General features: G+C 63.6%; 25 protein-coding genes. 11 read left to right on the top strand and 14 right to left on the bottom strand.

Translation table 11 applies throughout. The features are described 5' to 3' along the window. The first annotated feature begins 81 nt into the window (after positions 1-81). From AC50X5_RS07975 to dhaM, 4 genes are all read left to right on the top strand, one after another. On the top strand, positions 82-597 hold the full coding sequence (locus AC50X5_RS07975) for an amino-acid N-acetyltransferase (protein WP_494975561.1): 516 nt from the start codon (positions 82-84) through the stop codon (positions 595-597). 89 nt (positions 598-686) lie between these two features. Beyond that, complete coding sequence (gene dhaK / locus AC50X5_RS07970) at positions 687-1,688, top strand: dihydroxyacetone kinase subunit DhaK (RefSeq protein ID WP_494975560.1); 1,002 nt, start codon at positions 687-689, stop codon at positions 1,686-1,688. Between the two features lie 2 nt (positions 1,689-1,690). Then, a complete protein-coding gene (dhaL, locus tag AC50X5_RS07965; RefSeq protein WP_494975559.1) occupies positions 1,691-2,320 on the top strand; it encodes a dihydroxyacetone kinase subunit DhaL in 630 nt (209 codons plus the stop codon). After that, positions 2,317-3,027, top strand: coding sequence for a dihydroxyacetone kinase phosphoryl donor subunit DhaM (gene dhaM / locus AC50X5_RS07960; protein WP_494975558.1), 711 nt, complete (start codon positions 2,317-2,319; stop codon positions 3,025-3,027). Before dhaL ends, dhaM begins: the two co-directional genes overlap by 4 nt. Here the strand turns inward: dhaM and AC50X5_RS07955 are convergent. The 3 genes from AC50X5_RS07955 to AC50X5_RS07945 form a co-directional block, all read right to left on the bottom strand. Further along, entirely contained in the window at positions 3,007-3,513 is a 507-nt protein-coding gene (locus AC50X5_RS07955; protein WP_494975557.1) for a hypothetical protein, read from the bottom strand. The genes dhaM and AC50X5_RS07955 overlap by 21 nt on opposite strands. Positions 3,514-3,551: 38 nt before the next feature. Beyond that, on the bottom strand, positions 3,552-3,968 hold the full coding sequence (locus AC50X5_RS07950; protein ID WP_494976069.1) for a DUF3592 domain-containing protein: 417 nt from the start codon (positions 3,966-3,968) through the stop codon (positions 3,552-3,554). A gap of 111 nt (positions 3,969-4,079) precedes the next feature. After that, the gene (locus AC50X5_RS07945) at positions 4,080-5,042 is read right to left on the bottom strand and encodes an HhH-GPD family protein (RefSeq protein ID WP_494975556.1); all 963 of its coding nucleotides are present in this window, start codon (positions 5,040-5,042) and stop codon (positions 4,080-4,082) included. A 74-nt stretch (positions 5,043-5,116) separates the two neighbouring features. Between AC50X5_RS07945 and AC50X5_RS07940 the strand changes: the two genes are divergently transcribed. After that, positions 5,117-6,400: a class I SAM-dependent methyltransferase gene (locus AC50X5_RS07940; RefSeq protein ID WP_494975555.1), complete on the top strand. Its 1,284-nt coding sequence runs from the start codon at positions 5,117-5,119 to the stop codon at positions 6,398-6,400. Between the two features lie 111 nt (positions 6,401-6,511). Then, positions 6,512-7,186 carry a hypothetical protein gene (locus AC50X5_RS07935; protein ID WP_494975554.1) on the top strand — a complete coding sequence of 225 codons (675 nt, stop codon included), beginning with the start codon at positions 6,512-6,514 and terminating at the stop codon, positions 7,184-7,186. Positions 7,187-7,253: 67 nt separating this feature from the next. Here the strand turns inward: AC50X5_RS07935 and disA are convergent, their stop codons facing one another. The 3 genes from disA to AC50X5_RS07920 all read right to left on the bottom strand — a co-directional run bounded on the left by disA (position 7,254) and on the right by AC50X5_RS07920 (position 10,122). Further along, positions 7,254-8,330 carry a DNA integrity scanning diadenylate cyclase DisA gene (gene disA, locus AC50X5_RS07930; RefSeq protein WP_494975553.1) on the bottom strand — a complete coding sequence of 359 codons (1,077 nt, stop codon included), beginning with the start codon at positions 8,328-8,330 and terminating at the stop codon, positions 7,254-7,256. Between the two features lie 260 nt (positions 8,331-8,590). Then, positions 8,591-9,361, bottom strand: a complete 771-nt coding sequence (locus AC50X5_RS07925) for a cache domain-containing protein (protein WP_494975552.1) — start codon at positions 9,359-9,361, stop codon at positions 8,591-8,593. Beyond that, entirely contained in the window at positions 9,358-10,122 is a 765-nt protein-coding gene (locus AC50X5_RS07920; protein ID WP_494975551.1) for a winged helix-turn-helix domain-containing protein, read from the bottom strand. Before AC50X5_RS07920 ends, AC50X5_RS07925 begins: the two co-directional genes overlap by 4 nt. Positions 10,123-10,358: 236 nt before the next feature. Here AC50X5_RS07920 and AC50X5_RS07915 point away from each other — a divergent pair, with 236 nt between their 5' ends. The 4 genes from AC50X5_RS07915 to AC50X5_RS07900 all read left to right on the top strand — a co-directional run bounded on the left by AC50X5_RS07915 (position 10,359) and on the right by AC50X5_RS07900 (position 14,463). Then, positions 10,359-11,357, top strand: coding sequence for an ABC transporter ATP-binding protein (locus tag AC50X5_RS07915; RefSeq protein ID WP_494976068.1), 999 nt, complete (start codon positions 10,359-10,361; stop codon positions 11,355-11,357). A gap of 47 nt (positions 11,358-11,404) precedes the next feature. Further along, positions 11,405-12,601, top strand: coding sequence for an extracellular solute-binding protein (locus tag AC50X5_RS07910; protein ID WP_494975550.1), 1,197 nt, complete (start codon positions 11,405-11,407; stop codon positions 12,599-12,601). Between the two features lie 119 nt (positions 12,602-12,720). After that, positions 12,721-13,647 carry an ABC transporter permease gene (locus tag AC50X5_RS07905; protein WP_494975549.1) on the top strand — a complete coding sequence of 309 codons (927 nt, stop codon included), beginning with the start codon at positions 12,721-12,723 and terminating at the stop codon, positions 13,645-13,647. Between the two features lie 12 nt (positions 13,648-13,659). After that, on the top strand, positions 13,660-14,463 hold the full coding sequence (locus AC50X5_RS07900) for an ABC transporter permease (RefSeq protein ID WP_494975548.1): 804 nt from the start codon (positions 13,660-13,662) through the stop codon (positions 14,461-14,463). Between the two features lie 84 nt (positions 14,464-14,547). Here AC50X5_RS07900 and AC50X5_RS07895 read toward each other — a convergent pair whose 3' ends face one another. Beyond that, entirely contained in the window at positions 14,548-14,793 is a 246-nt protein-coding gene (locus AC50X5_RS07895) for a hypothetical protein (protein ID WP_494975547.1), read from the bottom strand. Positions 14,794-15,074: 281 nt separating this feature from the next. Here AC50X5_RS07895 and AC50X5_RS07890 point away from each other — a divergent pair, with 281 nt between their 5' ends. Further along, positions 15,075-16,688, top strand: a complete 1,614-nt coding sequence (locus tag AC50X5_RS07890; protein WP_494975546.1) for a peptide chain release factor 3 — start codon at positions 15,075-15,077, stop codon at positions 16,686-16,688. Between the two features lie 19 nt (positions 16,689-16,707). Here AC50X5_RS07890 and AC50X5_RS07885 read toward each other — a convergent pair whose 3' ends face one another. From AC50X5_RS07885 to AC50X5_RS07855, 7 genes are all read right to left on the bottom strand, one after another. After that, the gene (locus tag AC50X5_RS07885) at positions 16,708-17,631 is read right to left on the bottom strand and encodes an AEC family transporter (protein WP_494975545.1); all 924 of its coding nucleotides are present in this window, start codon (positions 17,629-17,631) and stop codon (positions 16,708-16,710) included. Between the two features lie 83 nt (positions 17,632-17,714). After that, positions 17,715-19,043: an enolase C-terminal domain-like protein gene (locus tag AC50X5_RS07880; protein WP_494975544.1), complete on the bottom strand. Its 1,329-nt coding sequence runs from the start codon at positions 19,041-19,043 to the stop codon at positions 17,715-17,717. Then, the gene (locus AC50X5_RS07875; RefSeq protein WP_494975543.1) at positions 19,040-20,656 is read right to left on the bottom strand and encodes an aldehyde dehydrogenase (NADP(+)); all 1,617 of its coding nucleotides are present in this window, start codon (positions 20,654-20,656) and stop codon (positions 19,040-19,042) included. The genes AC50X5_RS07880 and AC50X5_RS07875 overlap by 4 nt, the downstream gene beginning before the upstream one ends. A 27-nt stretch (positions 20,657-20,683) precedes the next feature. Then, the gene (gene kdgD / locus AC50X5_RS07870) at positions 20,684-21,598 is read right to left on the bottom strand and encodes a 5-dehydro-4-deoxyglucarate dehydratase (protein WP_494975542.1); all 915 of its coding nucleotides are present in this window, start codon (positions 21,596-21,598) and stop codon (positions 20,684-20,686) included. A 131-nt stretch (positions 21,599-21,729) separates the two neighbouring features. Continuing rightward, positions 21,730-22,632, bottom strand: a complete 903-nt coding sequence (locus AC50X5_RS07865; protein WP_494975541.1) for a LysR substrate-binding domain-containing protein — start codon at positions 22,630-22,632, stop codon at positions 21,730-21,732. An 18-nt stretch (positions 22,633-22,650) separates the two neighbouring features. Continuing rightward, the gene (locus AC50X5_RS07860) at positions 22,651-23,037 is read right to left on the bottom strand and encodes a universal stress protein (protein WP_494975540.1); all 387 of its coding nucleotides are present in this window, start codon (positions 23,035-23,037) and stop codon (positions 22,651-22,653) included. Positions 23,038-23,070: 33 nt separating this feature from the next. Continuing rightward, positions 23,071-24,606, bottom strand: coding sequence for a tripartite tricarboxylate transporter permease (locus AC50X5_RS07855; RefSeq protein WP_494975539.1), 1,536 nt, complete (start codon positions 24,604-24,606; stop codon positions 23,071-23,073). Positions 24,607-24,616 lie beyond the last annotated feature (10 nt).

Raw genomic sequence — 24,616 nt, 5'->3', positions numbered from 1 at the left:
CGCAAAAGGCGTCCCCGGCTGGAAACAGCCGCCGGACGCCTTTTGCGTTTCCGCCGTCCATGGCAACCATAGGATAGGCGTGTGACTGATTCCTTCCGTATCCGCCCTGCCCGTACCGGCGATGTCGCCTCCATCAAGGAACTCGTGGCTCCGTTGGCCGAGCAGCGGATCCTGATGGCCAAGGAGACAGTGGCCTATTACGAGAGCCTGCAGGAATTCCGGATCGCCGAGGCCTCTGACGGCACGGTCATCGGCTGCGGCGCCTTGCATGTGATGTGGGAGGACCTGGCGGAGGTCCGCACCCTGGCAACGGATGAGTCCTGGCGCGGCAGGGGTGTGGGGCATGTCCTGGTGGAACGGCTCCTGGAGGAGGCCCGGCTGCTGGGGGTCTCGCGGGTCTTCTGCCTGACCTTTGAGGTGGAATTCTTCAAGCGGCATGGCTTCGAGGTCATGGCCGACCAAAGCGCTGTGGACCCAGTGGTGTACTCGGAACTGCTGCGCTCCCATGACGAGGGCGTGGCGGAGTTCCTTGACCTTGCCCGGGTGAAGCCCAACACGCTGGGCAACACCCGGATGATCCGCCAGCTGGAAGGTTGAGAACAAACCCGGACCTTCCGCGCTGCCGTGTCCGGGTAGTAGGGTCAAGAGCACACTCTCCAGGAAGCCAAACGAAGCCCAGGAGCACCATGAAAAAGCTCATCAATGATCCCAAAGCCGTGGTCGACGAATCCGTTGAAGGATTCGGGATGGCCCATCCAGACCTCGTGACCGTCAACACCACTCCTGCGTTTATTACCCGCAAGGATGCGCCGGTGGCCGGCAAGGTGGGGCTGGTGTCCGGTGGCGGCAGCGGTCATGAACCGCTGCACGCCGGTTTCGTGGGACGTGGAATGCTCGACGCCGCCGTGCCCGGGGCGGTGTTTACCTCGCCGACGCCGGATCAGATCATTCCCGCCACCCTGGCCGTCGATTCGGGTGCCGGCGTGGTGCACATCGTAAAGAACTACACCGGTGACGTCCTGAATTTCGAGACTGCGTCAGAGATGGCCGAGGCCGAAGGCGTGCAGGTCCGCACCATCCTGGTCAACGATGACGTCGCGGTGGAGGATTCGCTCTATACCGCCGGCAGGCGGGGTGTTGCCGGCACCGTCCTGGTGGAAAAGATCGCGGGAGCGGCCGCGGAGCGCGGTGATGACCTGGATGCAGTGGCCGCAGTGGGCGGCCGGGTCAACAACAACGTGCGAAGTATGGGCGTTGCCTTGTCCGCGTGCATCGTCCCGCATGCGGGACAGCCCAGCTTCGACCTGGAAGAAAACGAAATCGAGATCGGCATCGGGATCCACGGTGAGCCAGGCCGGCACCGGATTCCCATGGAGGGCGCTGATGGCATCACGGACCGCCTTCTCGAGCCCATCCTCACCGATCTCGGTGTCAAGCAGGGGGAGAACGTCCTGCTCTTCGTCAACGGCATGGGCGGAACGCCGCAAAGCGAGCTGTACATCGTCTACCGCCGGGCCGCCAAGGTCCTGGAAGAGCGTGGCATCACGGTAGCGCGTTCGCTGGTAGGCAATTACATCACCGCCCTGGAAATGCAGGGTTGCTCCATTTCCGTCCTCCGGCTGGATGATGAACTGACCGAACTTTGGGACGCGCCCGTCCGCACGGCCGCACTGCGTTGGGGAGTGTAGGGATGGGGCTGGATACCAAGTGGACTTTAAAGTGGCTGGAACTCTCAGCTGAGGCCATGAAGGAAAACCGTGGCCGCCTGATCGATCTGGACAGGGCCATCGGCGATTCCGACCACGGCGAAAACATGGACCGGGGATTCCAGGCGGCAGTGGCCAAGCTCGCAGAGGCACCGCCGGAGAGTCCCGCTGCAGCACTGAAGATGACTGCCATGGCGCTGATGTCCAGCGTTGGCGGGGCCGCCGGTCCGCTTTACGGGACCGCCTTCCTGCGCGCGTCCACGGCGCTGGGTGACGCTGCCGACGTCGAACCCTCGTTGTTGGTGGACGCGCTGGAGGCGGCCCTGGGCGGCATCGTGGCCCGGGGCAAAGCCGAGCCGGGGGACAAGACCATGGTGGATGCGTGGACGCCGGCGGTAGAGGCCGCCCGGAAGGCAGCCGACGACGGCGCCGCGCCGCAGGACGTCCTCCAGGCGGCTGCTGACGCTGCCGCATCCGGAGCAGAAGCCACGGAGCCCCTGGTCGCCCGCAAGGGCAGGGCGAGCTATCTGGGGGAGCGCAGCGCCGGGCACCGCGATCCCGGGGCGGAGTCCAGCGCGCTGATCCTGCGGGCGGCGGCAGAGGCCGCTCGGTGAGCGTGCGGCTGGTAGTGGTGTCGCACAGCGAAAAGATCGCCGACGGCGCCGTGGAACTTGCCGGGCAAATGGCTCCTGACGTGCAGATCCTCGCAGCCGGGGGAACCGGTGACGGCAGGATCGGCACCAGCCTGGAGAAGGTCATGGAGGCCTTGGACAGGGCAACCGGGGATGAGGGGACCGTGGTGCTGGCCGATCTTGGTTCTGCGGTGATGACGGCCGAATCCGCCATTGAATTTGCCGAGGAGGCCGGTGAAATCCTGCTGGCGGACGCCCCGCTGGTGGAAGGACTCGTGGCGGCTGCTGTTGCCGCGCAAAGCGGAGCCGATGCCAAGGCCGTCCGGGAAGCGGCTGAAGCCGTTGCTGCCACATTTGCCGGTGCCGGGCGGACGCAACCAGGGGACCCGGCAGTTGAAACAGGCACAGCGAATGGCGCGGCCGATGCCACGCCAGACGCAACAGGGGACTTCGAACTGGTAAATCAGGCTGGGATGCATGCCAGGCCGGCGGCGAAGATCGCCGGCGGAATTTCCTCGCTGGATGCCGAAGTGAGCATCAACGGCGTCGACGCCTCCTCGATGACAGGGCTGATGACCCTCGCCGCGGGGAAGGGCTCCGTGCTGCGGGTTGAGGCGTCCGGACCGGATGCCGGGAAGGCCGTGGAGTACGTGGGCGACCTGGTGCGTTCAGGGTTCGGGGAGCCGTGAGCTGAGGCCGTCAGCGCCAAGGGTGACCGAGGCGGATATGAAGCGGCCGCATTGTTCGCCGTAGGGCGTGGACACGACGGGGGTAATTGTGAGGGTGCGCAGGGGCAGCGGCGCGCCGTCACTTCCCACGCCGGTCAGGGTCACATCCACTGGCGATTCGGTCAGCGGCTCCAGCAGCAGCATGCCCCGCAGTGTCCCGTCAGGAGAAGCAGTGGCCGAGCAAACGCTGTCCGGACCCCCATGGGGATCGCATTCCCCGCCCACACTTACGGAGCCCGGCTGCAGGTCCAGCGGGCCCTCGGTGCAGGTTCCGTCCTGGCAGGCCTTCAGATGCAGCGACCGGACCTGCGGCACGTAGTCGCGGTCTACGGTTACGGATACTGCGGGCACGGCCGCAATGGCCGGGCACCCCGCTTCCTGGGATGAACACGCGGCGGTGAGTAACGCCGTCGTAGTTGCCATCAGCAGTACCGCGGCCCTGGACATGGCTCCATGGTATTCCCGGGGCGCTGATCAGGCACCGGTTATTCCGGGAAGATGCCGATGAAGAAGTAGAACGCCCCTGCAATGGCGGCCATAAACGGAATGGCACAGCCAAGGGTCTGCCTGGGCTTAGCTGACTGGTGGAAAGACTGGCCAGGATTGGCCGGGTTGTAGGCCACCTCGATGACGCTTCCCGGGACGGGGATCTCGCCACCTGGAATCTCCGACTGGCCTACAAAGAGCGTGCCGTGGGAGTCAAGGTACTGGTAGGCGGGGAAGAAGCGGCGGTTCCTGTTGGCCCCGCCTGCACCCCTGCTCCAACCGGCGATATGGCCCGTAACGGTGGCATGCGTCCGCGGCCAGTGGGCGGTTTCCCGCTCGTGCTGCCGGTTCTTGCGCACCATCTGGATGGCCGAGAGCACCGCGACCACCACAAACACGGCCCACGCTACGTACATCACGGTTCTCATGGTTTGGCCACGACCGGAGTTCGGGGTGAAACAGCGGGAGTCTCAGTCACCCAGCAAAGTATGCCTGTTGTTCGGGGGCGGCCCTGGCAAAGGTGCCCGTCATGACGGCAGGCTGTAACCGGCGTCGGACATCTCTGCCAGGCCGTCAGAGAGCAGTCCCAGCAGAGCGCGGTCCAGCTGCTCCGGTGGCGCGTTGAGCCGGTGCAGGGCTGCCAGCGGAACGGCCACGCCCTCCGGCCCCAGTCCCAGGTCCGCGGGCGGCGTCAGGAACAGTTCCGCGGAGACGGGGGAGTCCGCTTGCCGCAGTACCGCCATCACGGCTCCTCGAACCTGCCTGTCCGTGCCGTGCCACGCCTGCCCTTTGGGAACGTACGACGGCGGCGGCTCGCCTGCCAGCCGCCAGGCACAAACGCTCCGGACCGGGCAGTCCGCGCACTTGGGAGCGCGGGCCGTGCAAATCACGGCGCCCAACTCCATGACGGCAGCGTTCCAGCGGACCGACAGCCCGGCGTCGGCAGGCAGCAATTCGGCAGCCAGCCGCATCTCCGCTGCGGTCAACGCCTGCGCCGGGAGGGCTGTCCCGCTGAAGAGCCGTGCATGGACACGCCGGATGTTGGTGTCCACTACTGTCTGGCGGCGGCCGTATGCAAAGGCGGCGACGGCGGCAGCGGTGTAGCTGCCCACGCCCGGCAGGGACAGCAACGCTTCATAGTCCCTGGGAACTTTGCCGTGGTGGGTGTCTGTGATCGCGACGGCGGCGGCGTGCAGCCGCAGTGCCCGGCGCGGGTAGCCCAGCCGGCCCCAGTGGCGCACCGCTTCGCCTGCGGCTTCGGCGGCCAGGTCCGCGGGAGTGGGCCAGCGGGACAACCAGTCTTTCCAGACGGGCAGCACGCGGACCACAGGGGTCTGCTGCAGCATCACCTCGCTGACCAGGACTCCCCACGGTGTGCAATCCTCCAGGCGCCAGGGCAGATCGCGGGCTTCGGCAGCAAACCACTCGGTGATGGCTCGATGGATGGCAGGCGTGACCGGAAGTGCCTGGCGAGAGATAGGAGTGTCCATCGACGGGGCGGGAGGTATGGCATTAGCTTTGATGCACACACTGTAGTTGATGCGCCGGACAGGAGGCGATGAACGTGGCAAGGACACCGGGAGCAGCACCACTACTGGCCAGAGCACTGGCCATTGTCCTGGGGACGGACCAGATCCCTATCCGGCTGCGGGCCTGGGACGGCTCGGAATCCGGGCCGGAGGGTGCACCGCTTGTTGAATTCACCTCGCGGCGGGCGTTGCGTCGGATCCTCTGGTCACCCGGGCAGCTCGGCCTGAGCCGGGCGTATGTTGCAGGCGAGATAGTGGCGCACGGAGACATCTTCGCCGCCTTCGCAGCCTTGCGTTCGCAGGGCAAGTTCGCGGAGCCGGGCCCTTTCAGCAAGCCAACGGTCGCGGAGCTCCGTACGCTCCTCACCACCGCCATCGGGCTCGGCGCGCTGGGGCCGGAGCCGGCACCGCCGCCAGAGGAAGTGAAGATCGAAAAGCACGGCAGGAGGCACTCCAAGAAGCGCGACGCCGCGGCAATCTCACACCATTACGACGTCGGCAACGACTTTTATGCCCTGGTCCTCGGTCCGTCAATGGTCTATTCCTGCGCAGTCTTTGACAGTGCGGAGACCTCGTTGGAGGCTGCCCAGGAAGCCAAACTCGATCTGGTCTGCCGGAAACTGGGGCTGAAGCCGGGAATGCGGGTGCTGGATGTGGGCTGCGGCTGGGGCAGCTTCGCCCTGCACGCCGCGAAGCGCTACGGCGTGAAGGTCGTTGGCGTCACGCTGTCCGGGGAGCAGGCGGACAGTGCACGCAAGCGCGTGGCCGATGCCGGCCTGACCGAGCACATAGAGATCCGCGTCCAGGACTACCGGGACGTGATGGACGGGCCCTACGACGCGATCAGCTCCATAGGAATGTCAGAGCACGTCGGCAGGGCACAGCTCGCCCGCTACGTCTCCCAGCTGCACAGCCTGCTGCGCCCCGGCGGCCGGCTGCTCAACCACGCCATCTCCTGGAATGCCGGCCCCACCGCAGAGGACCCCGATTCGTTCATTCCCCGCTACGTATTCCCCGACGGAGAGATGCTCAGCCTCTCCGACATGGTGGTTGCCCTGGAAAGCGGCGGGTTCGAGGTACTGGACGTCGAGGCCCTGCGCCGGCACTACGCCCTGACCCTCCGGGCATGGGTACGGAACCTCGAAGAGAACTGGGACGAGGCGGTACGGTTGACCTCTCCCGGGCGTGCCCGGGTCTGGCGGCTGTACATGGCATCAAGTGCCGTGGGCTTTGAAGAACGGCTTACCGGTGTGAACCAGGTGCTCCTACAAAAGCCCGGTGGCGAGGAGCCGCCGCTGCGCCGGAGGGCGTGGATCTAAGGGTCCGTTACTGCGTTCTTCGCGCCGCACATCCTGTGTTCCGTGGCACCGTTGGCCCGCTCCCCGGCGTGGGATACCCGCGCAGACAGTGGGCGTCCTTAGCCTAGGAGAATGGTCAGGCAAGGCAAATCCTCAAGCGGCAAGTCCCGCCCCGCAGCAAAGCGGCCCGTGAGCGCGGCGGTGTACAGGCGTCGCCGGCTGGTTGTAGGTGGTGCCTTCCTTGTGGTGGTGGCCATGCTGCTGGCCATGCTCGCTGCCGCCGGCGCCTTCAGCGGATCCAGCCAGCCGGCGTCGTCCACGCAAAGCACCTCGCCGGCTGCCGCGGAGACCGCGCCAGCCGTGGACCCACGCTCGGCCCCCAGTGCAGAGCCAAGCCCCACGGCGCCGTCCACGCCCACCTGCGACCAAAGCCTGGTGTCGGTAGCCGCGGCTACGGACAAGACCACCTACGCGGCGACTGAAATGCCTATGCTGACGCTGCAGGTTACCAACGGCGGAACGGTTGCCTGCGAAGTGAACATGGGAACGTCGCAAATGGAGTTCCTGATTACCAGCGGCACGGACAGGATATTTTCCTCCCGGGACTGCCAGGCAAAGAGTGAGGACCTGGTGAAGGTAATCCAGCCTGGCCAGAGCGAGAGTGCCAATTTTCCGTGGCAACGGAACCGCAGCGTGGAGGGTTGCGCGCCCGTCGCCGCGGTGCCCGGAGCCGGTGGAGCGTACTACGTGTATGTGGCCAAACTGGGGGCCCGGACCAGCCAGAAAGCGGTCTTCCAGCTCGAATAGCCAACTGGCTGGCCTGCAACGCGTGGAAACGCGTTATGATTGCGCTGGATGCCAGCTTGGTTGAGGCTTACAGGAACCGGTCCAGCAGGCTGGCTTCTGCCATCCGGCTGAGGCCTTCGCGGACCGTGCGGGCGCGTTGGTCGCCGATGCCGTCCACGGTCATGAGGTCCTCGATGGTGGCAGCCATCAGGTGCTGCAGGCCGCCGAAGTGGTCCACCAGCCTGTCCGCCACGGCCTTGGGCACGGCCTTGAGGCCGGACAGCAGCCGGTAGCCGCGCGGCTGGACCACGGCTTCGAGGCTGTCCACGCCGCCGGCGAAGCCAATAATCCCGGCAATTTTGCCAAGGTCGATCAGTTCAGTGGGGCCCAGGTTCACCAGGGCGCTGACCGCGGCGTCGATGTCCTCAGGGGAAGCATTCGGGCCGGCGTAGTCGCGAATGATGACGTCGCTGCCCGGTCCACGGCCCACCGTGAGTTCGTCCAGCTGCAGGGACAGGAGGCGGCCGTCCTCGCCAAGCTCCAGGACGTACTGCGAGATTTCCTCGGAAATCCGGCGCACCATTTCGTGGCGTTGTAGGGTGACGGCGACATCACGGACGGTGACCATGGCTTCGATTTCCAGCGCGGACAGCGAGCTGGTGACCTGGTCCAGGCGGGACCGGTAGCGCTCCAGTGTGGCGAGGGCCTGGTTGGCGCGGGCCAGGACTTTTTCGGAGCCCTCCAGCACGTGGCGCAGGCCGTTGACGTACAGCGCGATGATCTGCATGGACTGGCTCACGGAGATCACGGGCACGCCCGTCTGGATGGCCACGCGCTCAGCAGTGCGGTGCCGGGTGCCGGATTCCTGGGTTTCGATGCTGGAATCGGGGACCAGCTGGACCGCGGCGCGGAGGATGTTGCCGGCGTCCCTGTCGCAAATGATGGCCCCGTCCATCTTGGCCAGCTCACGAAGCCTTGTGGGGGAGAAATCGATTCCGATGTCGAAGCCGCCCGAACAGATGGATTCGATGGTGCGGTCTGAGCCAAGGACGATCAGCGCGCCGGTCCGACCGCGGAGGATGCGTTCGAGGCCATCGCGCAACGGCGTGCCGGGAGCCACCCTGCCCAGAGTCGCCTTGAGCGATTCTTCGGGGCTCCGAGCCATGCTTGTTTCCCTTCAATGGTGCAGGCCCATGCCTGCATAGATGCCGTTTCCGGCGGTGTGTCGGCGGGAGGCCAAAGTGCACGTTTTCCCGCAAGCACCATGATAGAGGTAAAGAACGCCAACTTCCGCACGGGCAAGCCCCAAAGTGCCCCGTCGGGGAGTTTCGAGACCGCTGCGGGAACCGGCTTCGACGGCGGCCGGCCGGCGGGCATTTTGCGTGTCCTTCGACTTCGACGGTGAGAGGTGTGACCGGCGCCGTTTCAGCGGACTGCGTTGGATCCCACTGCGAGCGGATGGACGACTGCCAGCGGCAGCTGCCCGCAGGGCAGTACCAGGAGCTCCGCGCCTGCGTACCAATCGCCTCGTGGACGGACGGTCCGCCCTGCAGCCAAAGTGTAGGGAGCCAAAAGAGTGCCCGCGGCCAATTGGGCATCCGCCGAGACCACCACCCTGCCAGCCTGGTTGACCAGGCTGGCAGCCGGGTGCAGCGCCCTCAGCTTTGGGAGGAGGTGGTGTTCCAGTGACTCAACGAACACATCTGCACCTGCCACTCCGACCCTTCGGCCTGCTGCCGCCACTGGCACTGTCATGGTCACGGTGTATTCATCCGTGCATAAGAAATCGACATATGGCCCGGTGACGTGTGACTGCCCGGTCTCCATCGGCCTGGTGAACCATTCGCGCCGCATGTAGGTATCTGAAGCTGAAGTCGCTGACAGCAGTACCAGCGGTTCCATGGCTTCGCCTTGCCACCAGGCCATGTGCCAAGCGGCATCGGCCAGTGCGTCTTCTGCGGCCACGAATCCAGCTCCGGCTATGGGCGAGCGGCGGCCTTTCACCAGGGCGGCTGCCAGGGGCCGCGTGACTACATTGAGCTGTTTGGCCCGCGGGGGATGACCAGGATCATGAAACAGGTCTGCCAGCACAGGCACCCAGCCTGAGACTTCAGCGAGGATGTCCTCGAAAAAGCCCGTTACTTGGCTAAGCGGACCCACCGGACCTTCCTCGGCCCATTCGGTCACGGGGTTCATCCTGTCCTCCTTCTGGTGTCATCCGGTTGAGAGTCAACAAGCCGGGCGTGTTCGTTGATAAGAGCTGTCAGGCCGGTTCGGATCTGGGTAGTCACAGCCTCGCGTGCGGCGGCGGCATCTGCGGAGGCCACCGCGTCGGCAATACGTTCGCACAGCTGAACCATGGTGGCGTCGAAGTCTCCGTCTTCCTGCAGCAGCAGTATCAGTGGACCGAACTCTTTGTGAAGCCGGCCGAACTCACGCGTCAGCCGCGCAGACTGGCTCAGCGCCGCCAGTTCGAGGAAGAATTCTCCTACCGCGGCTCCCCCGAAGCCGCGACCGCGTAGCATCCCGTGCAGTACTCCGGCATCCTCGGGTCCCGCGAAGTCGGCTGCGAGTTCGGCCGCTGTCGCTGCAATAGCCCGGTAGTGAATCGCGAGGTCGCGAACCTCTACCCGGCTCATCCCCCGAAGCCGGGCACGTACCAGTTCGGCCCGGCGCCCGGCAGGGACAGTGACATAGGTGCCGCCTTCACGTCCTCGGCGGGTCGTTACCAGCCCGTGCGACCTAAGTCCGACGAGGGCCTCCCTTGCCGTGACGGTGGCGACGCCCATCATGGAAGCCAATTCAGCTTCGCTCGGGAGGCGATCACCGTCCCGCAGCACGCCGGCCGCGATGCCCTCAACGATCCGGTCCTGCACCCGCTGCGCCTTGCCCGCTTCACCCAGCGGGGCAAAGACGGTAGAGAGCATGCGCTGACGCGGCGACGAGTTCTGAGGCATGAGTTCAATCCTTCCCGAGTCGCCGCCACTACGTGCACATTCGCAATACCAAATTTACATGGTGTGATGCTCTTTACATATAGCCTCTGGTTCCATATGTTTAACGACCTGATGTGTAGCCCGCATCACAGTCATCGTTGGGAAGGACCTTCGCCGTGCAAGCCACAGCATCCCCCGCTGCTTCCGCAGCCTCAGCCCAGGAAACCCCGGACCCCGCTGGCAGGCCCGCAATTGCGATGCGCAATGTGGTGAAAACCTTCGGGGAGTTCTCTGCCGTCAAAGGCCTGGACCTGGATATCCGGAAGGGTGAGTTTTTCTCATTGCTGGGGCCTTCGGGCTCCGGCAAGACCACCGTGCTACGTATGATTGCCGGCTTTGAACTGCCCACCTCGGGCCGGATCGACCTGCGTGGCCGCGACGTGACCCGTCGCGCACCGTTCGAGCGCAACGTCAACACTGTTTTCCAGGACTATGCTCTTTTCCCCCACCTGAGCGTGGCGCAGAACGTGGAGTACGGACTCAAGCTGCGCAAGACCCCTCGAGCAGAACGCAGCAGGCTGGTCAACGAGGCGCTGGAGATGATCCGGCTGCCACATGTGGCGGACAGACTGCCCTCGCAGCTTTCGGGCGGCCAGCGGCAGCGTGTGGCCCTCGCCCGCGCCCTGGTATTGCGCCCGCAGGTGCTGCTGCTCGATGAGCCGCTCGGCGCCCTGGACAAACAACTGCGCGAGCAGATGCAGGTCGAACTCAAACAGATACAGCGCACCGTGGGCATCACCTTTGTTTTCGTTACCCACGACCAGGAAGAAGCGCTCACTCTTTCTGACCGCGTTGCGGTCTTCAACGAGGGTGTTGTCGAACAAGTGGGCACGCCGGAAGACCTCTATGAAAGACCCCGCACCCGCTTCGTCGCTTCCTTTCTGGGCAGTACCAACCTGGTGGAAGGTGAATTGGCACGGCAACTGACAGGTTCCACAGCTCTGCTAAGCATCAGGCCGGAGCGGATCCAAGTCCGGAACCTCAATGACTCTTCACCTACTGCGGATCAAGTCTCCAGTCTGGAAGCGGTCATCGAGGAGATCGTCTACACGGGTCCGGCTACGCGCTACATGGCACGCACCGACGGCGGGCAAACCCTCATCGTTCAGGAACAGAACAATTCCCGTGCGTCCGGAGCAAGCCGTGGCGACCGCGTCCGGCTCCAGTGGCCGTCCCGCTTCAACTACACCGTCTAGTTCTTCACCACCTCTGTCATCACCACGCACCACGAAAGAAGGTACCCATGAATACGACCAAAGCCCTGCCGCTCGCAGCACTGGCCGCACTCTCCCTGGTTCTGGCCGGATGCGGGGGCCCGACACCCGCGGCATCAAGCGGCGGCATCCAGGTCCCCGACATTCCAGCTGCCACTGAGGTAGGGGCGTCCGAAGGCGAAGTCAACATCATTGCCTGGGCCGGTTTCGTTGAAGATGGTTCCACCAACCCCGACGCGGACTGGGTGACCGAGTTCGAGAAGCAGACCCAGTGCAGCGTCAACCGGAAGGTCGGCGCAACCAGCGATGAGATGGTGCAACTGATGCGCACCGGTGAATATGATCTCGTCTCGGCATCCGGGGACGCATCCCTGCGCTTGATTGCGGGAGGTGATGTTGCCCCTATCAACACGGATCTGATCCCCAACTTCGGCAACATCGTCGATGGCCTCAAGGGCCAGATTTACGACACCCTTAACGGCAAGAGCTACGGAGTTCCCATCGGGCGTGGTGCAAACGTGTTGATGTACAACACAGAAGCGGTTCCGGAAGCTCCGGACTCGTGGGAAGCCACCTGGGATCCGAACAGCGAGTACGCGGGGAAGGTCATGGCCTACGATTCCCCGATCTTCATCGCTGACGCTGCCGTCTACCTGATGGCGACCCAGCCGGACCTGGGCATCACCAATCCCTACGCGCTGGATAAGGATCAGTTGGCTGCGGCGGTTGATCTGCTCAAGTCCCAGAACAAGATTGCCGGAGAGTACTGGAACGACGCCCTGAAGGCAGCCTCTTCCATCTCATCCGGTACCGCTTCACTGGGTACCGGATGGCAGGTAGTGGTGAACATCGCCCAGGCCGACGGCGGCAAGGTCGGGTCTGTTTTGCCTAAAGAAGGTGCTACCGGGTGGTCCGATACCTGGATGCTGTCCTCAAAGTCGAAGAACGCCAACTGCGCGTACAAATGGATGGACTGGGCCTCCAGCCCGGAAGTAAACGCCAAGATTGCCCAGAATTTCGGCATGGCCCCGGCGAATGCGCTCGCCTGCGAGGGTTCCAAAGAGAACGAGGAACACTGCGCCACCTTCCATGCCACTGACGAGGACTATTACAAGCAGGTCTGGATGTGGACCACTCCGGTCGAGCAGTGCATTGACGGCCGAACCGACGCAACCTGCACCAACTACCAGGAGTGGACCAAGGCCTGGACAGAGGTCAAGGGCTAGAAGCATTTCGTCTGCTTCCCCATTCAGGCGGGGGGAGGGTGGCGCGCTGCGCCACCTTCCGCCCGCAGTCAGCACCCCACTCCGAAGGAGGAACGGCGGGTAACCCGTCGAAAACCCCCATGGCAGCATCTACGATCGAGCCGGAGGTACTATCCGGCACCCCCACGCCGGACGGTCATCACCGCCGACGCGGCGACGGTATCTCCAGGCTCCTGTACGCCAGGCCGAAGCTCAGGCTGACTGCGTTACTGACCCTCCCGCTGGCATGGCTTGGCGTGCTGTACATAGGGTCGCTTGTCCTGTTGTTTGTCACTGCGTTCTGGACAACCGACACCTTCACCTCGAAGGTGATCCCGGCATTCACCCTGGACAATTTCCTGGAGATCCTCACCGTTCCCGCGTATCAGCTCACTGCACTGCGCACGATCGGAATCGCGTTTGCCGTGACCGTCCTGTGCGCCGTGGTGGCGTTGCCGCTTGGCCTGTACATGGCAAAGGTGGCGTCTCCAACCGTGCGTGCCGTGCTCGCAATCGGCATAACGCTGCCACTTTGGGCAGGCTACCTGGTGAAGGTGTTTTCGTGGCGGATCACGTTCATGAACGGTGGTCCGCTCGATTGGCTGCTGGCACCGTTGGGTATGACCGGACCCGGCTACGGTACCCCGGCCCTGATAGTGACTTTGGCGTACTTGTGGTTCCCTTACATGGCCGTTCCTGTGTATTCGGCGTTCCGCCAGATCCCGGACAACCTTTTTGACGCCTCTTCAGACCTGGGTGCGAAAGCCTGGGCAACTGTCAGGACCGTGGCTATCCCGCTCCTCAAGCCGGCGTTCATTGCCGGGTCCATCTTCACCTTCTCCTTGAGCCTGGGAGACTACATCGCGGCGCAGTTCGTAGGCGGCAAGACGCAGGTGATTGGCACGGTAATCGCCTCGAACATCAACTTGAACCCTCCGCTCGCGGCCGCATTCGGCACGGTGCCGATCGTCGTCGTTGTCCTGTATCTTTTCCTGGCCCGCAAGTCCGGCGCCCTCAAGCAGCTTTAGGAGCCCGAGTCCATGAGATTTTCATCCTCCGCCAAACTTTCATTGCGGCTCTTTGCCGGACTGATAATGGCAGCCATTTACCTGCCGTTGATGCTGGTGGTCCTGAACTCTTTCAATGCCTCAACGTCCGGCACGTTCCCCATTACTGACTTCACCACCCGTTGGTGGAGCGCCGCATTCCACAACGAAGGCGTCAGGGAGGCCCTCTGGACCTCCCTGCGTGTTGCCGCACTGGCTACGACCATCGCACTGGTGTTGGGGACCATGATCGCCTTTGCGCTCTCGCGCTACGAATTCTTCGGCAAGAACACTGTGAATCTGTTGGTTGTACTCCCCATCGCATTGCCAGGCATCGTTACTGGGGTCGCTTTGAACAACACCTTCAAGACGGTGCTTGAACCGATCGGCATTGGGCTGGGACTGTTCTCCGTGATTGTGGGGCATGCAACATTCTGCATCGTGATGGTCTTCAATAACGTGCAGGCCCGGCTGGGCCGAATCAACAGGGGCCTGGAAGAGGCGGCCATGGACATGGGCGCCAACGTAGTGAAGACCTTCTTCACGGTTACCTTCCCGGGCTTCCGGTCCGCTTTCGTGGCGGGTGGGGTGCTGGCGTTCGCGTTGAGCTTCGATGAGATCGTCGTAACTACCTTCACGGCTCCTCCCGGGACGGAGACCCTGCCGATCTGGATCTTTAACAACATGGCCAGGCCCAATCAGGCGCCGGTCGTCAACGTGATCGCTGCCCTGCTGATTCTCGCATCCATGGTTCCGGTCTACCTCAGCCAGCGTATGACCGGAGACCACAAGAAATGACTCAGCGTCAGGACCGCAAAGGGTGCGGGCAGCGGGATGGCGAACAGGCTCAATGAGCCTCGCTGACCATCATGATGTGCCAGGTCAGGGCCGCTGACCCGCCGCCCGCCGGCGCGACAGCCGCTCGAGATCCCTGCGGACCTCCTGCAGGGAAGCAGCGCGGTTCTCCAACCGGTGCGTCTTTTCCGGCCTGCGGGTCAGGGCCTGAGGAGCATCCGGCGCAGGCTCGCTTTGGGCGGCCGGCACTTCTGCACTCACTACCGCCGGAACAGCGGCGCCGGACGAAGCCAGTGGATCAAAGAAAAGGCCTGAAAGGGCGGCGATGGACATGGCGGATCAGTTCCGTTCCGAACGTGAAAAAACCCCAATAATTGTGCTCACGGGACCAAACTACCCGGCGGATATTTCGCCGTCTTGAATTCAGCGTTTCGTCCGGGTTAAGTGGCGCCTTCGGCCGTAGGCAAGCCCTGCGATAAACTGGAACTTGGCTTGTCAGCCGATCCGTTCGTGCCAAAGCCTCCCAGAGGCAATACTGATGCAAAGTCAGATGCAAAACCCAGCCAAGCGCCCCAACAAAGCGGCAGGTCCCCCGCCGCAGCGAAAGTAGCACCGTGTCCCAAGATGTCCTGAGCCCCGCCCGAGTCCACGAGATTCACAAAGAGGCGGCCCGGCGTCGGACCTTTGCTGTTATTTCCCACCCGGACGCCGGCAAATCCACACTTACCGAGGCGCTGGCACTGCACGCAAAAGTCATCGGCACGGCCGGCGCATCCAGCGGCAAGGCCAACCGCAAGGAAACTGTTTCGGACTGGATGCAGATGGAAAAGGATCGCGGCATCTCCATCAGCTCCGCGGCCCTGCAGTTTTCCTACCGGGACACCGTGATCAACCTGCTGGACACCCCCGGGCACGCGGACTTCTCGGAGGACACCTACCGGGTCCTGGCCGCCGTCGACTGTGCCGTGATGCTGGTGGACGCAGCCAAGGGACTGGAAACCCAGACCATGAAGCTCTTCGAGGTCTGCAAGCAGCGCAACCTCCCCATCATCACCGTGATCAACAAGTGGGACCGCCCGGGCCTGGACGCGCTGGCGCTGATGGACGAGATCACCGAGCGCACGGGCCTGCAGCCCATGCCGCTGACCTGGGCCGTAGGCATATCCGGCGACTTCCGTGGCGTCTGGGACCTGAAAAACGATCGCTTTGCCCGTTTCGAGCGCAATAACGCCGGGGCCAAGATTGCCCTCACCGAGTACCTGACCCCGGAAGAAGCCGCGGCGAGCCAGGGCAGCAACTGGACGGACGCCGTGGATGAAGCCGGCCTGGTCATCGAATCGAACCTGGAGTTCGACGTCGAGAGTTTCCACGCAGGCGAGGCCACGCCCATCCTCTTCAGCTCTGCCGCGCTGAACTACGGCGTCAAGGAACTCCTGGATGCCTTGGTTGACTTCGCCCCTCCGGCCGCCCCCCGCCCGGACATCGACGGCGAACCCCGCCCCGTTGAGGCCCCGTTCTCCGGCTTCGTCTTCAAGGTCCAGGCCGGAATGAACAAGGCCCACCGCGACCACGTAGCGTTTATCCGCGTCTGCTCCGGCGTTTTCGAGCGTGGCATGGTGGTCACCCAGACCCGCACCGGAAAATCGTTCGCCACCAAATATGCGCAGCAGGTGTTCGGCCGTGAACGCGAAGTAATTGACGAGGCCTACCCCGGCGACGTTGTTGGCCTGGTGAACGCGTCCTCGCTGCGTGTAGGGGACAGCCTGTTCGTCGAGGAACCCGTGGAATACCCGGCCATCCCGCTGTTTGCCCCCGAGCATTTCCAGGTGGCACGGTCCAAGGATCCCAGCCGCTTCAAGCAGTTCCGCCGCGGCATCGAGCAGCTGGAGCACGAGGGCGTCATCCAGGTGCTCCGCTCCGACGTCCGCGGTGACCAGGCACCGGTGCTTGCCGCTGTTGGCCCCATGCAGTTCGAAGTGGTGGAGGACCGCATGGCGCACGACTTCAGCGCCCCCATGCGGCTGGAGCGCCTGAACTACTCCATGGCAAGGATCACGACGGCGGACGCCATGCCGGTGCTCGCCAACGTCCAGGGCGCTGAGGTGCTGCTGCGGTCCGATGGCGAGTACCTGGCCCTGTTCAATGACGTTTGGGCGCTGCGCCGGATCGAGAAGAACTACCCGGACCTCAGCCTGACGCCGATCGGCACGCACAACCCCGCGAAGTAGGAAGCATCCGCGGCAGAGGTCATGGCGCCAGCAGCCAGGCGACCGCCAGGAGTGCTCCGCCGCTTAGCAAAGTGGTGCAGAGTATGACGTCCCGGGCCATGGTGGTTCCCCGGCCATACGGGGACGCGAACAGGAAAACATTCTGGGCTGTGGGTAGTGCAGCCAGGATCACCATTGCCAGCAGATGCTGGCCGTCGAGGTCAAAGACGAACTTCCCGAGAAGCCACACGATGAGGGGCATTCCCGCTAGTTTTACGGCAGTAGCCACTAATGCCTCGGTTCGGCCGGCGCCCCGCTGCAGAGGAGCCTTGCCTGCCAGGGAGAGGCCAAATGCCAGCAGTACCATGGGCACAGCAGCGTCGGCCAGCATGTCGATGGGTTCTTGCACCAGGTCAGGGGCAGTCCAACCTGTGAGGGAAACGACAACTCCCAGCGCTGAGGCGATGATCATCGGGTTACTGAAGGGTTGAAGCAGGATCTTCTTCCAGGACAACGTGGCCCCGGAGGCCAGGCCCATGACGGTGAGGTAGAACGGTGCCAGCACCACCAGCTGGACCAGCAGCACCGGCGCCACGTGCTGCGCGGTACCTACGGCATACAGGGACACCGGGATCCCGATGTTGTTCGCGTTGGCATAGCTGCTTGCCAAGGCACCGACGGCTGTTTCAGCTGCGGGCCGGCGGAAGAAGAGGAAACTCAGCAGCCAATAAAGAAGCCCTGCCAACGCTGCGGATAACAGCGCAAGAGGAGCGTCGGTTCCCAAAGCAGCGCGGATGTCGCTGCCGGCCAGAACGGTGAACAGCAACGCGGGGTTGGTGATGAAGAAGGCAGTGCGGGTCAGTGCGTCCTGGACTTCGGGCCCGAGTATTCGAAGTCGGGCGGCGAGGTATCCGACGGCGATGACGACCGAAACTATCAGGATTCCGGAGACAGCCCCGCCCATACTGTGCCCTTCTTTAACTGTGGATTCCCGCCGGCCGGCCCCTGCGGGGATGCCGGCCGGCGGGTTTTTTGTGGTCTCCGGTCTTAGCGGACGAGGCAGGGCCGTTTCGGATCGAAGGACCAGCCGTCGATGTAGTACTGCATTCCGATGCTGTCGTCGCGGGCGTCGAGGCCGTGCTCAAGGTACAGCTGGTGTGCCTTGTCCAAGGCGTCGCGGTCCAGTTCGATTCCTAGGCCGGGAGCATCCGGGACCGCTATGGCGCCGTCCTTGATCTGCAGCGGCTCCTTGGTGAGGCCTTGGCCGTCCTGCCAGATCCAGTGCGTGTCCAGCGCCGTGATCTCACCAGGAGCGGCAGCACCGGTGTGCGTGAACATGGCCAGGGAGATGTCGAAGTGGTTGTTGGAGTGGGAGCCCCAGGTCAGACCGAATTCGTGGCACATCTGGGCTACCCGGACGGAGCCGTGCATCGTCCAAAAATGCGGATCCGCGAGCGGGATATCAACGGCGTTGCTGCGTATGGCGTGGGACATTTCCCGCCAGTCCGTAGCGATCATGTTGGTTGCCGTCTTGAGGCCGGTGGCGCGGCGGAATTCAGCCATGACCTCGCGGCCGGAGAAGCGCCCTTCAGCACCGCAGGGGTCCTCGGCGTAGGCCACGACACCCTGCATCCGCTTGCCCAGCCGGATGGCCTCTTCCAGGAGCCAGCCGCCGTTGGGATCCAGCGTGACGCGGGCTTCGGGGAAGCGCTCGGCCAAGGCCGTCACCACATCCACTTCGTCGTCGCCGGACAGCACCCCACCCTTGAGTTTGAAGTCGCTGAAGCCATACCTTTCCTGGGCAGCCTCGGCGAGGGCCACAATGGCCTCCGGGGTCATGGCTTCCCGGCGGCGTAGCTTTTCCCAGCGGTCCGACGGCGCGTCCTCCACCAGGTAGGGCAGGTCAGTCCGGGCATGATCGCCGATGAAGAACAGGTAGCCGAGCATTGGCACGGAGGTCCGCTGTTGCCCGTCGCCTAGGAGTTCAGCTACCGGGACTCCGAGGAACTGTCCGTGCAGGTCCAGCAGGGCTGATTCGACGGCGGTTACTGCGTGGACTGTGGTCCGGAGGTCGAAGGTCTGCAGGCCGCGGCCACCCGCATCCCGATCAGCGAATTCCGCGGCAACTTCACGCAGCAGGGAGCGGTAGCGCGCTACCGGCCTGCCTGCAATCAGGTGTCCGGCTTCTTCGATGGTGGTGCGGATTTTCTCGCCGCCGGGAACCTCCCCCAGCCCGGTCCTGCCGTCGGAGTCGGTGATGATCACTACGTTGCGGGTGAAGAAAGGCCCGTGGGCGCCGCTGAGATTCATCAGCATGCTGTCGTGCCCGGCGACGGGTACCACCTCTACCCTGGCTACGGTTGGCTGGTTGCTCATGCGCCGACCTCTGCTTTGTCTTCCGCTGCCAGAACCGTGCTGCCGTCGATGAGGCGGCTGACGTTCCAGGGGTTTCCGTCCTGTAATGGTGCGGGAAGGAGTTCGTGGGGGATGTTCTGGTAGGCCACGGGGCGGAGGAAGCGGTTGATGGCGAGGGTGCCGACGGAGGTGGTGCGGGAGTCCGACGTTGCAGGGAACGGGCCGCCATGGACCATAGCATGGCCAACTTCGACGCCGGTGGGCCAGCCGTTGACGATGATGCGGCCTACCTTCTGTTCCAGTGCGGGAATGAGAGGCGCCGCGGTGGGGTAGTCCTGTTCGGTGAGCTGCAGCGATGCCGTGAGCTGGCCTTCCAGCCCGCGGATTGCCTCGAGCAGGTCCTCGGAACTGGTGTAACGGATGACCAGGGACGCGGCGCCGAAGATCTCCTCGTGCAGGACGTGGTTGGTCACGAAGTCGCGGACCTGGGTGCCGTAGATAGCGGGCGCCGGTGCGTTCTTTGTGGCCCCGTCCAGTCCCTTGCCGATGAGGTCCACACCTTCTGCGCTGCCCAGCGCGTCGGTGCCTGCGTTCCAGGAGCCGGCGATGCCTTCGGTGAGCATGGTCTGTCCCGGGCAGGCAGAGATGGCACGGCCGACGGCGGCGGCGAACCTGTCACCTGCCTCGCCTGACGGGGCAAAAAGCAGGCCGGGGGAGGTGCAGAGCTGGCCGGAGCTGGCCGTCACGGAGGTGATGTACTGCTGAGCCAGGGCGTCGATTTCCTCGGGGGAGCCGTTCAGTGCACCTTCAAAGACGAAAACCGGGTTCAGTGACGACATTTCCGCGTAGACGGGGATGGGTTCGCGGCGGGCGGCGGCAGTTTTCATCAACGCGATGCCGGCGCTCTGGGAACCGGTGAATCCAACGGCTTTGATGGCGGGATCGGCGACAAGGGCCTGGCCGATGCTGGCACCGGGGCCGTAGACCAGGGAAAAAACACCGGGGTGCAGGTTGAAGTCCTGAACAGCCTTCACCACGGCCTGGCCCACCAGCTCACCGGTGCCGGGGTGTGCGTTGTGGGCCTTGAACACAACCGGGCAACCCGCGGCCAAAGCTGACGCGGTGTCTCCGCCTGCGGTGGAGAAGGCGAACGGAAAGTTGCTGGCGCCGAACACGGCGACGGGGCCGAGCGGAATCTGGCGCTGGCGGATGTCTGCCCGGGGCAGGGGCGTGCGCTCAGGGATGGCGGGATCGATGCGCACTCCGCGGAAGTCACCTGTGCGGACGACGGCTGCGAAGAGTCGCAGCTGGCCGGTGGTCCGCGCCCGTTCACCCTGGAGGCGGGCTGCGGGAAGGCCGGTTTCCTGGCTTGCCCGTGTGATCAGATCCTCACCGATGGCCTCGATGTTGTCCGCAATGGCCTCCAGGAAACCGGCATGGGTCTCCGGGTCCAAAGTGGAGAAGGAAGCGTACGCTTCCGCAGCCGCCGCGGTAGCTGCCTTGAGCTGGTCTTCCGTAAGGAGGGAGTAGGCAGGGTCGAGGGCTTCGTTGGTGGCGGGGTTGTAGCCGAAGGCTGATTTTCCTTCGCCAATAACGGTTTGTCCGGCGATCAGGGAGTGTCCGGTGAGGGTCATGATGTTCCTCCTTGTAGAGGTGGTGGATCAGGAGACGGTGGCGATGAGGGCTTTGAGGTCCGCGAGGTCCTGCTCTGCGAGGTTCTGCAACGGCGGGCGTACGGGTCCGGCAGAACGACCGATGGCATCAAGCCCGCCTTTGACGATCGATACCGAATAGCCTTTCACCCGGTCCCGGATGTCCAGGTACGGAATCACAAAGTCGTTGAGCTTTTTGTTGACGGCGACGCGGTCGTTGTTGCGCACATCCTGGTAGAAGTCCAGGGCGAACTGCGGGACGAAGTTGTACATGGCGCTGGAGTAGGTGCTCATGCCCAGCTGCAGCAGGGGGAGCGCAAAAGTTTCGGCTGTGGGCAGACCGCCGAGGTAGAAGAGCCGGTCGCCGAGTTTGGCGTAGACACGGGCGTCGTGTTCGAGGTCGCCCACCCCGTCCTTGAATCCGATGAGGTTCTCGTGCCGGTCCGCCAGGGTGGCCACCGTGGTGTCCTTGTAGATGGCGTTCGCACGGTTGTAGATGATCACACCCAGGGACGTTGCCTTGCAGACGGCGCTGACGTGTTCGGTCAAGCCGGCTTGATCCGCTTCGGTGAGGTACGGGGGTAGAAGGAGAATGCCCTCTGCGCCGGCGGCTTCGGCAGCCTTGGCGTTCTCTATTGCCTGGACCGTGGACCCGCCGGCTGATGCCAGAACAGGCACCTGGCCGCCGACCTCTTCAACCGCGGTGCGGACAACACGCTCGGACTCGGACGCAGAAAGGGAAAAGCCTTCACCGGTCCCCCCTGCGGCAAACAGACCCGCTACCGGGAAGCTCGCCTGCCAGGCCAGGTGCTTGCGGTAGTTTTCCTCATCGAACTGCAGTTCTGCGTCGAACGAGGTGACGGGGAAGGACAAAAGGCCTTCCTTGAGAGTGTCCGCCAGTTCCTGGGGTGAGTACTTTGCCACGGTTGGGTCCTCTGGGTAATGCCGCTGGGGCGTAGTGGTGGGTTATGTCTAGGGTAGGCAGGCGGCGTGATGCCTGTCCAAGAGTTTTCGGGTATTCAATGATGCCTAAAAGGCATCATTGATGTCTGCTTTCAGGGACGGAGAAAGGGATATGCGGTCGAAAAGTCCAAATCTTGCAACAGCCTTCGAAGCGCCGGGTTTTCGGCGCTCTTCATCCATATGGCATGCAGTTCCACCGGCTTCTCTCCCTGGGTTTGCAGGGGGAGGTACCGCACTCCCTCAAACTTCAGCTGCGCCGCGGACGCAGGTACCAAGGCCACACCGCGCTTGGCGGCCACGAGGGAGACCATGGTGACAATCTGGCTGACGACGTGACCCACGTTCGCATGCCGAATGGGAAACATCCGAACGACGAGGTCGTAGAAGTACCGGGCTTCTGTTGGTGAGTGCATAATAAGCGGCTCGTTCTTGAAATCTTCGTGGCTGAGTTCCCTGCCCGCTTCCGTGAGCGGGTGCCCGGAAGGAACGGCAAGCAGCACGGACTCCCGGTGAAGCAGCCGGGAGTCAAAAATCTCCTCGTCGAATGGCGGGCGGGCGAGGCCCATATCCAGTTCGCCGGTGAGAAGGCCGCTGATCTGCTTGCCCGTGACCAGTTCCGAGAGTTCGACGTCGACGTCGGGTAAAAGCCTGCTGGTCTCCCCAAGCAGTGGCCCCAGAACGTTCAGAGCACTGCCGGCTGTAAAACCGATGCGCAGGTGACCGGAGCGGCCCGAGGCGATCCTCCGGGCAGCGGTGGGTGCCCGTTCGGCGAGGGCCAAAAGACGCCTGGCCTCGTCCAGGAAAGCCAAACCGGCCGGTGTCAGCTGTACATTTCTGTTGGTCCGCTCGAACAGAGGGGTTCCTACGATTTTTTCGAGTTTTTGTATCAACCGGCTCAGCGGGGGCTGCGTCATTTCCAGGCGTTCAGCGGCACGGCCGAAGTGAAGTTCCTCAGCGACGGCGATAAACCCGGCGAGCTGGTCAAAAGTGAACATGTAGCCTTTCGAGCCTTCCTAGGCTTTTACGGCGAGTACCGGGCAGTTGGCTTCAAGGAGTATGCGTTGGGCATCACTTCCCAGGAGCAGCTTGCCCACCTGGGAACGTTTACGGATGCCGATCACTATCATCGCGGTGTCCTCGTCCGTCGACGCCTCGATGAGGGCGTCGGGGCCGTCCTCGTGGGGATCCCTCTTGACGTGGGCCGTAACACCCTCCCGGGCTGCGCGGGCCACGAGTGCCTCGAGGTCCGGATCAGAGGCTAGTTTGGGATCGATGTGGGAGTGCCTGCTGCTGCTGTTGATGATGACGAGTTGTTCATTCAACTGCGTGGCCAGGGACAGGGCTTTGGCGAAGGCGGCTTCACCGCGCTCGTTGGGAACGAATCCTAGAACGATGGACATGGCTTACTTCCGTTCGGGTTGAGGCCGGGCAGGTCAGTCTTCATAGCCTCGGCCGTGGGTGTGCAGGACGGTCTCGGCTTTGGCCTGCTGGCGGCGCAGAATCCAGGTCATCACGGGGGCGGCCGCGAGGGCGAGGAGGATAGTGATGGCCAAGGTGATCGAGATGGGACTTGAAACGAAGATACCCATGCTGCCCTCCGAGAGCCGGATGGCCTGACGGAACGACGTTTCCAGGAGTCCTCCCAGTACGAAGGCAAGGACGAGCGGGCCCGGGGGGAATCCCAGCTTCTTCATCAGGTAACCCACAACACCGAAGATGATGACCAGGAACATGTCGAAGACGCTGTTGCGCACCGTGTAGACACCGATCATAGTGATGAGCACGGTCAGGGGGTTCAGGATGGTTGCCTTCACTGACAGCAGCTTGACGAAGATGCCGATCAGCGGGATCGACAGCAGGAGCAGGAACACGTTGCCGATGTACATGGAATCGATGACCCCCCAGAAAATGTCCGGGTGGTCGTTGATCAGGCCGGGCCCGGGCGTGATTCCCTGCAAGAGGAGCGCACCGAACATGATGGCCATGGTGCCGTTTGCCGGGATGCCCAAGGTCAGGAGCGGGATGAAAGAGCTGGTGGCGGCTGCGTTGTTTGCGGTTTCCGGTCCGGCCACCCCCTCAATTGCTCCACGTCCGAAGCGCTCCGGGTTCCGGGAGAACTTCTTTTCAGTTGCGTAAGCCACCAGGGAGGCAATGGTTGCGCCGCCTCCAGGCAGGATTCCCAGCGCGAAGCCGGAAACCGAACCACGGGCAATGGCCCCTGATGACTGCTTCAGGTCGCTGCCGGTGGGCAGTGCACGCTTGAACTTGGGGGTAACGGCGGACGCCGAGGGAGGCGTAGCCATGTTGTAAAGAATTTCTCCGACGCCAAACAAGCCCATGGCAATGATGACGAAGTCGATTCCGTCTGCCAGGTTGTCGGAGCCGAAGGTGAACCGGCTGACACCCGTTACCGGGTCCCGGCCCACGGTAGCCAGAAGCAGGCCGATGGTTGCGGAGACCGCCGCCTTTCGGGCAGAGCCGTTGCCGAGGGAGGACACCAGCAGAATGCCGAGCATGGCCAGGAGGCTGTATTCCGCCGGACCGAAGTCCAACGCGAAGCTTGCCACCAGGGGAGCGAGGAAGGTAAGCCCCACGATCGCAATGGTGCCGCCGATGAAGGATCCGACTGCTGCGATCCCCAATGCAGCGCCGGCGCGCCCCTGCCGTGCCATCTGGTAGCCGTCGAGGGCTGTCACGACGCTTGACGCTTCGCCCGGCAGGCGAAGGAGGACTGAGGTGATGGTTCCGCCGTACTGTGCACCATAAAAGATGCCCGCCAGCAGGATGATGGCGCTGGCCGGTTCCATGGTGTAGGTCAGCGGAAGCAAAATGGCAATCGTCGCCGCCGGGCCGAGGCCGGGGAGGACGCCGATGAGCATGCCCAAGGTGACGCCGACCAGGCAGAACAGCAGGTTTGCCGGCTGCAGCACCACGTCGAAGCCGCCGATGGCGTCGTTGATGATATCCATTGGATTGACG

Source organism: Pseudarthrobacter sp. MDT1-40-2 (assembly GCF_059383595.1).
The sequence above is the reverse complement of the archived record's forward strand: the minus strand, read 5'-3'. Positions and strand labels throughout refer to the sequence as shown.

Excerpts from the sequence above, each read along its gene's own strand:
- dhaK (WP_494975560.1), top strand. The coding sequence starts at position 687 with ATGAAAAAGCTCATCAATGATCCCAAAGCCGTGGTCGACGAATCCGTT.
- dhaL (WP_494975559.1), top strand. The coding sequence starts at position 1,691 with ATGGGGCTGGATACCAAGTGGACTTTAAAGTGGCTGGAACTCTCAGCT.
- AC50X5_RS07955 (WP_494975557.1), bottom strand. The coding sequence starts at position 3,513 with ATGTCCAGGGCCGCGGTACTGCTGATGGCAACTACGACGGCGTTACTC.
- AC50X5_RS07950 (WP_494976069.1), bottom strand. The coding sequence starts at position 3,968 with ATGTACGTAGCGTGGGCCGTGTTTGTGGTGGTCGCGGTGCTCTCGGCC.
- AC50X5_RS07945 (WP_494975556.1), bottom strand. The coding sequence starts at position 5,042 with ATGGACACTCCTATCTCTCGCCAGGCACTTCCGGTCACGCCTGCCATC.
- AC50X5_RS07935 (WP_494975554.1), top strand. The coding sequence starts at position 6,512 with ATGGTCAGGCAAGGCAAATCCTCAAGCGGCAAGTCCCGCCCCGCAGCA.
- disA (WP_494975553.1), bottom strand. The coding sequence starts at position 8,330 with ATGGCTCGGAGCCCCGAAGAATCGCTCAAGGCGACTCTGGGCAGGGTG.
- AC50X5_RS07925 (WP_494975552.1), bottom strand. The coding sequence starts at position 9,361 with ATGAACCCCGTGACCGAATGGGCCGAGGAAGGTCCGGTGGGTCCGCTT.
- AC50X5_RS07920 (WP_494975551.1), bottom strand. The coding sequence starts at position 10,122 with ATGCCTCAGAACTCGTCGCCGCGTCAGCGCATGCTCTCTACCGTCTTT.
- AC50X5_RS07915 (WP_494976068.1), top strand. The coding sequence starts at position 10,359 with ATGCGCAATGTGGTGAAAACCTTCGGGGAGTTCTCTGCCGTCAAAGGC.
- AC50X5_RS07910 (WP_494975550.1), top strand. The coding sequence starts at position 11,405 with ATGAATACGACCAAAGCCCTGCCGCTCGCAGCACTGGCCGCACTCTCC.
- AC50X5_RS07905 (WP_494975549.1), top strand. The coding sequence starts at position 12,721 with ATGGCAGCATCTACGATCGAGCCGGAGGTACTATCCGGCACCCCCACG.
- AC50X5_RS07900 (WP_494975548.1), top strand. The coding sequence starts at position 13,660 with ATGAGATTTTCATCCTCCGCCAAACTTTCATTGCGGCTCTTTGCCGGA.
- AC50X5_RS07895 (WP_494975547.1), bottom strand. The coding sequence starts at position 14,793 with ATGTCCATCGCCGCCCTTTCAGGCCTTTTCTTTGATCCACTGGCTTCG.
- AC50X5_RS07885 (WP_494975545.1), bottom strand. The coding sequence starts at position 17,631 with ATGGGCGGGGCTGTCTCCGGAATCCTGATAGTTTCGGTCGTCATCGCC.
- AC50X5_RS07880 (WP_494975544.1), bottom strand. The coding sequence starts at position 19,043 with ATGAGCAACCAGCCAACCGTAGCCAGGGTAGAGGTGGTACCCGTCGCC.
- AC50X5_RS07875 (WP_494975543.1), bottom strand. The coding sequence starts at position 20,656 with ATGACCCTCACCGGACACTCCCTGATCGCCGGACAAACCGTTATTGGC.
- AC50X5_RS07865 (WP_494975541.1), bottom strand. The coding sequence starts at position 22,632 with ATGTTCACTTTTGACCAGCTCGCCGGGTTTATCGCCGTCGCTGAGGAA.
- AC50X5_RS07860 (WP_494975540.1), bottom strand. The coding sequence starts at position 23,037 with ATGTCCATCGTTCTAGGATTCGTTCCCAACGAGCGCGGTGAAGCCGCC.
- AC50X5_RS07855 (WP_494975539.1), bottom strand. The coding sequence starts at position 24,606 with ATGGATATCATCAACGACGCCATCGGCGGCTTCGACGTGGTGCTGCAG.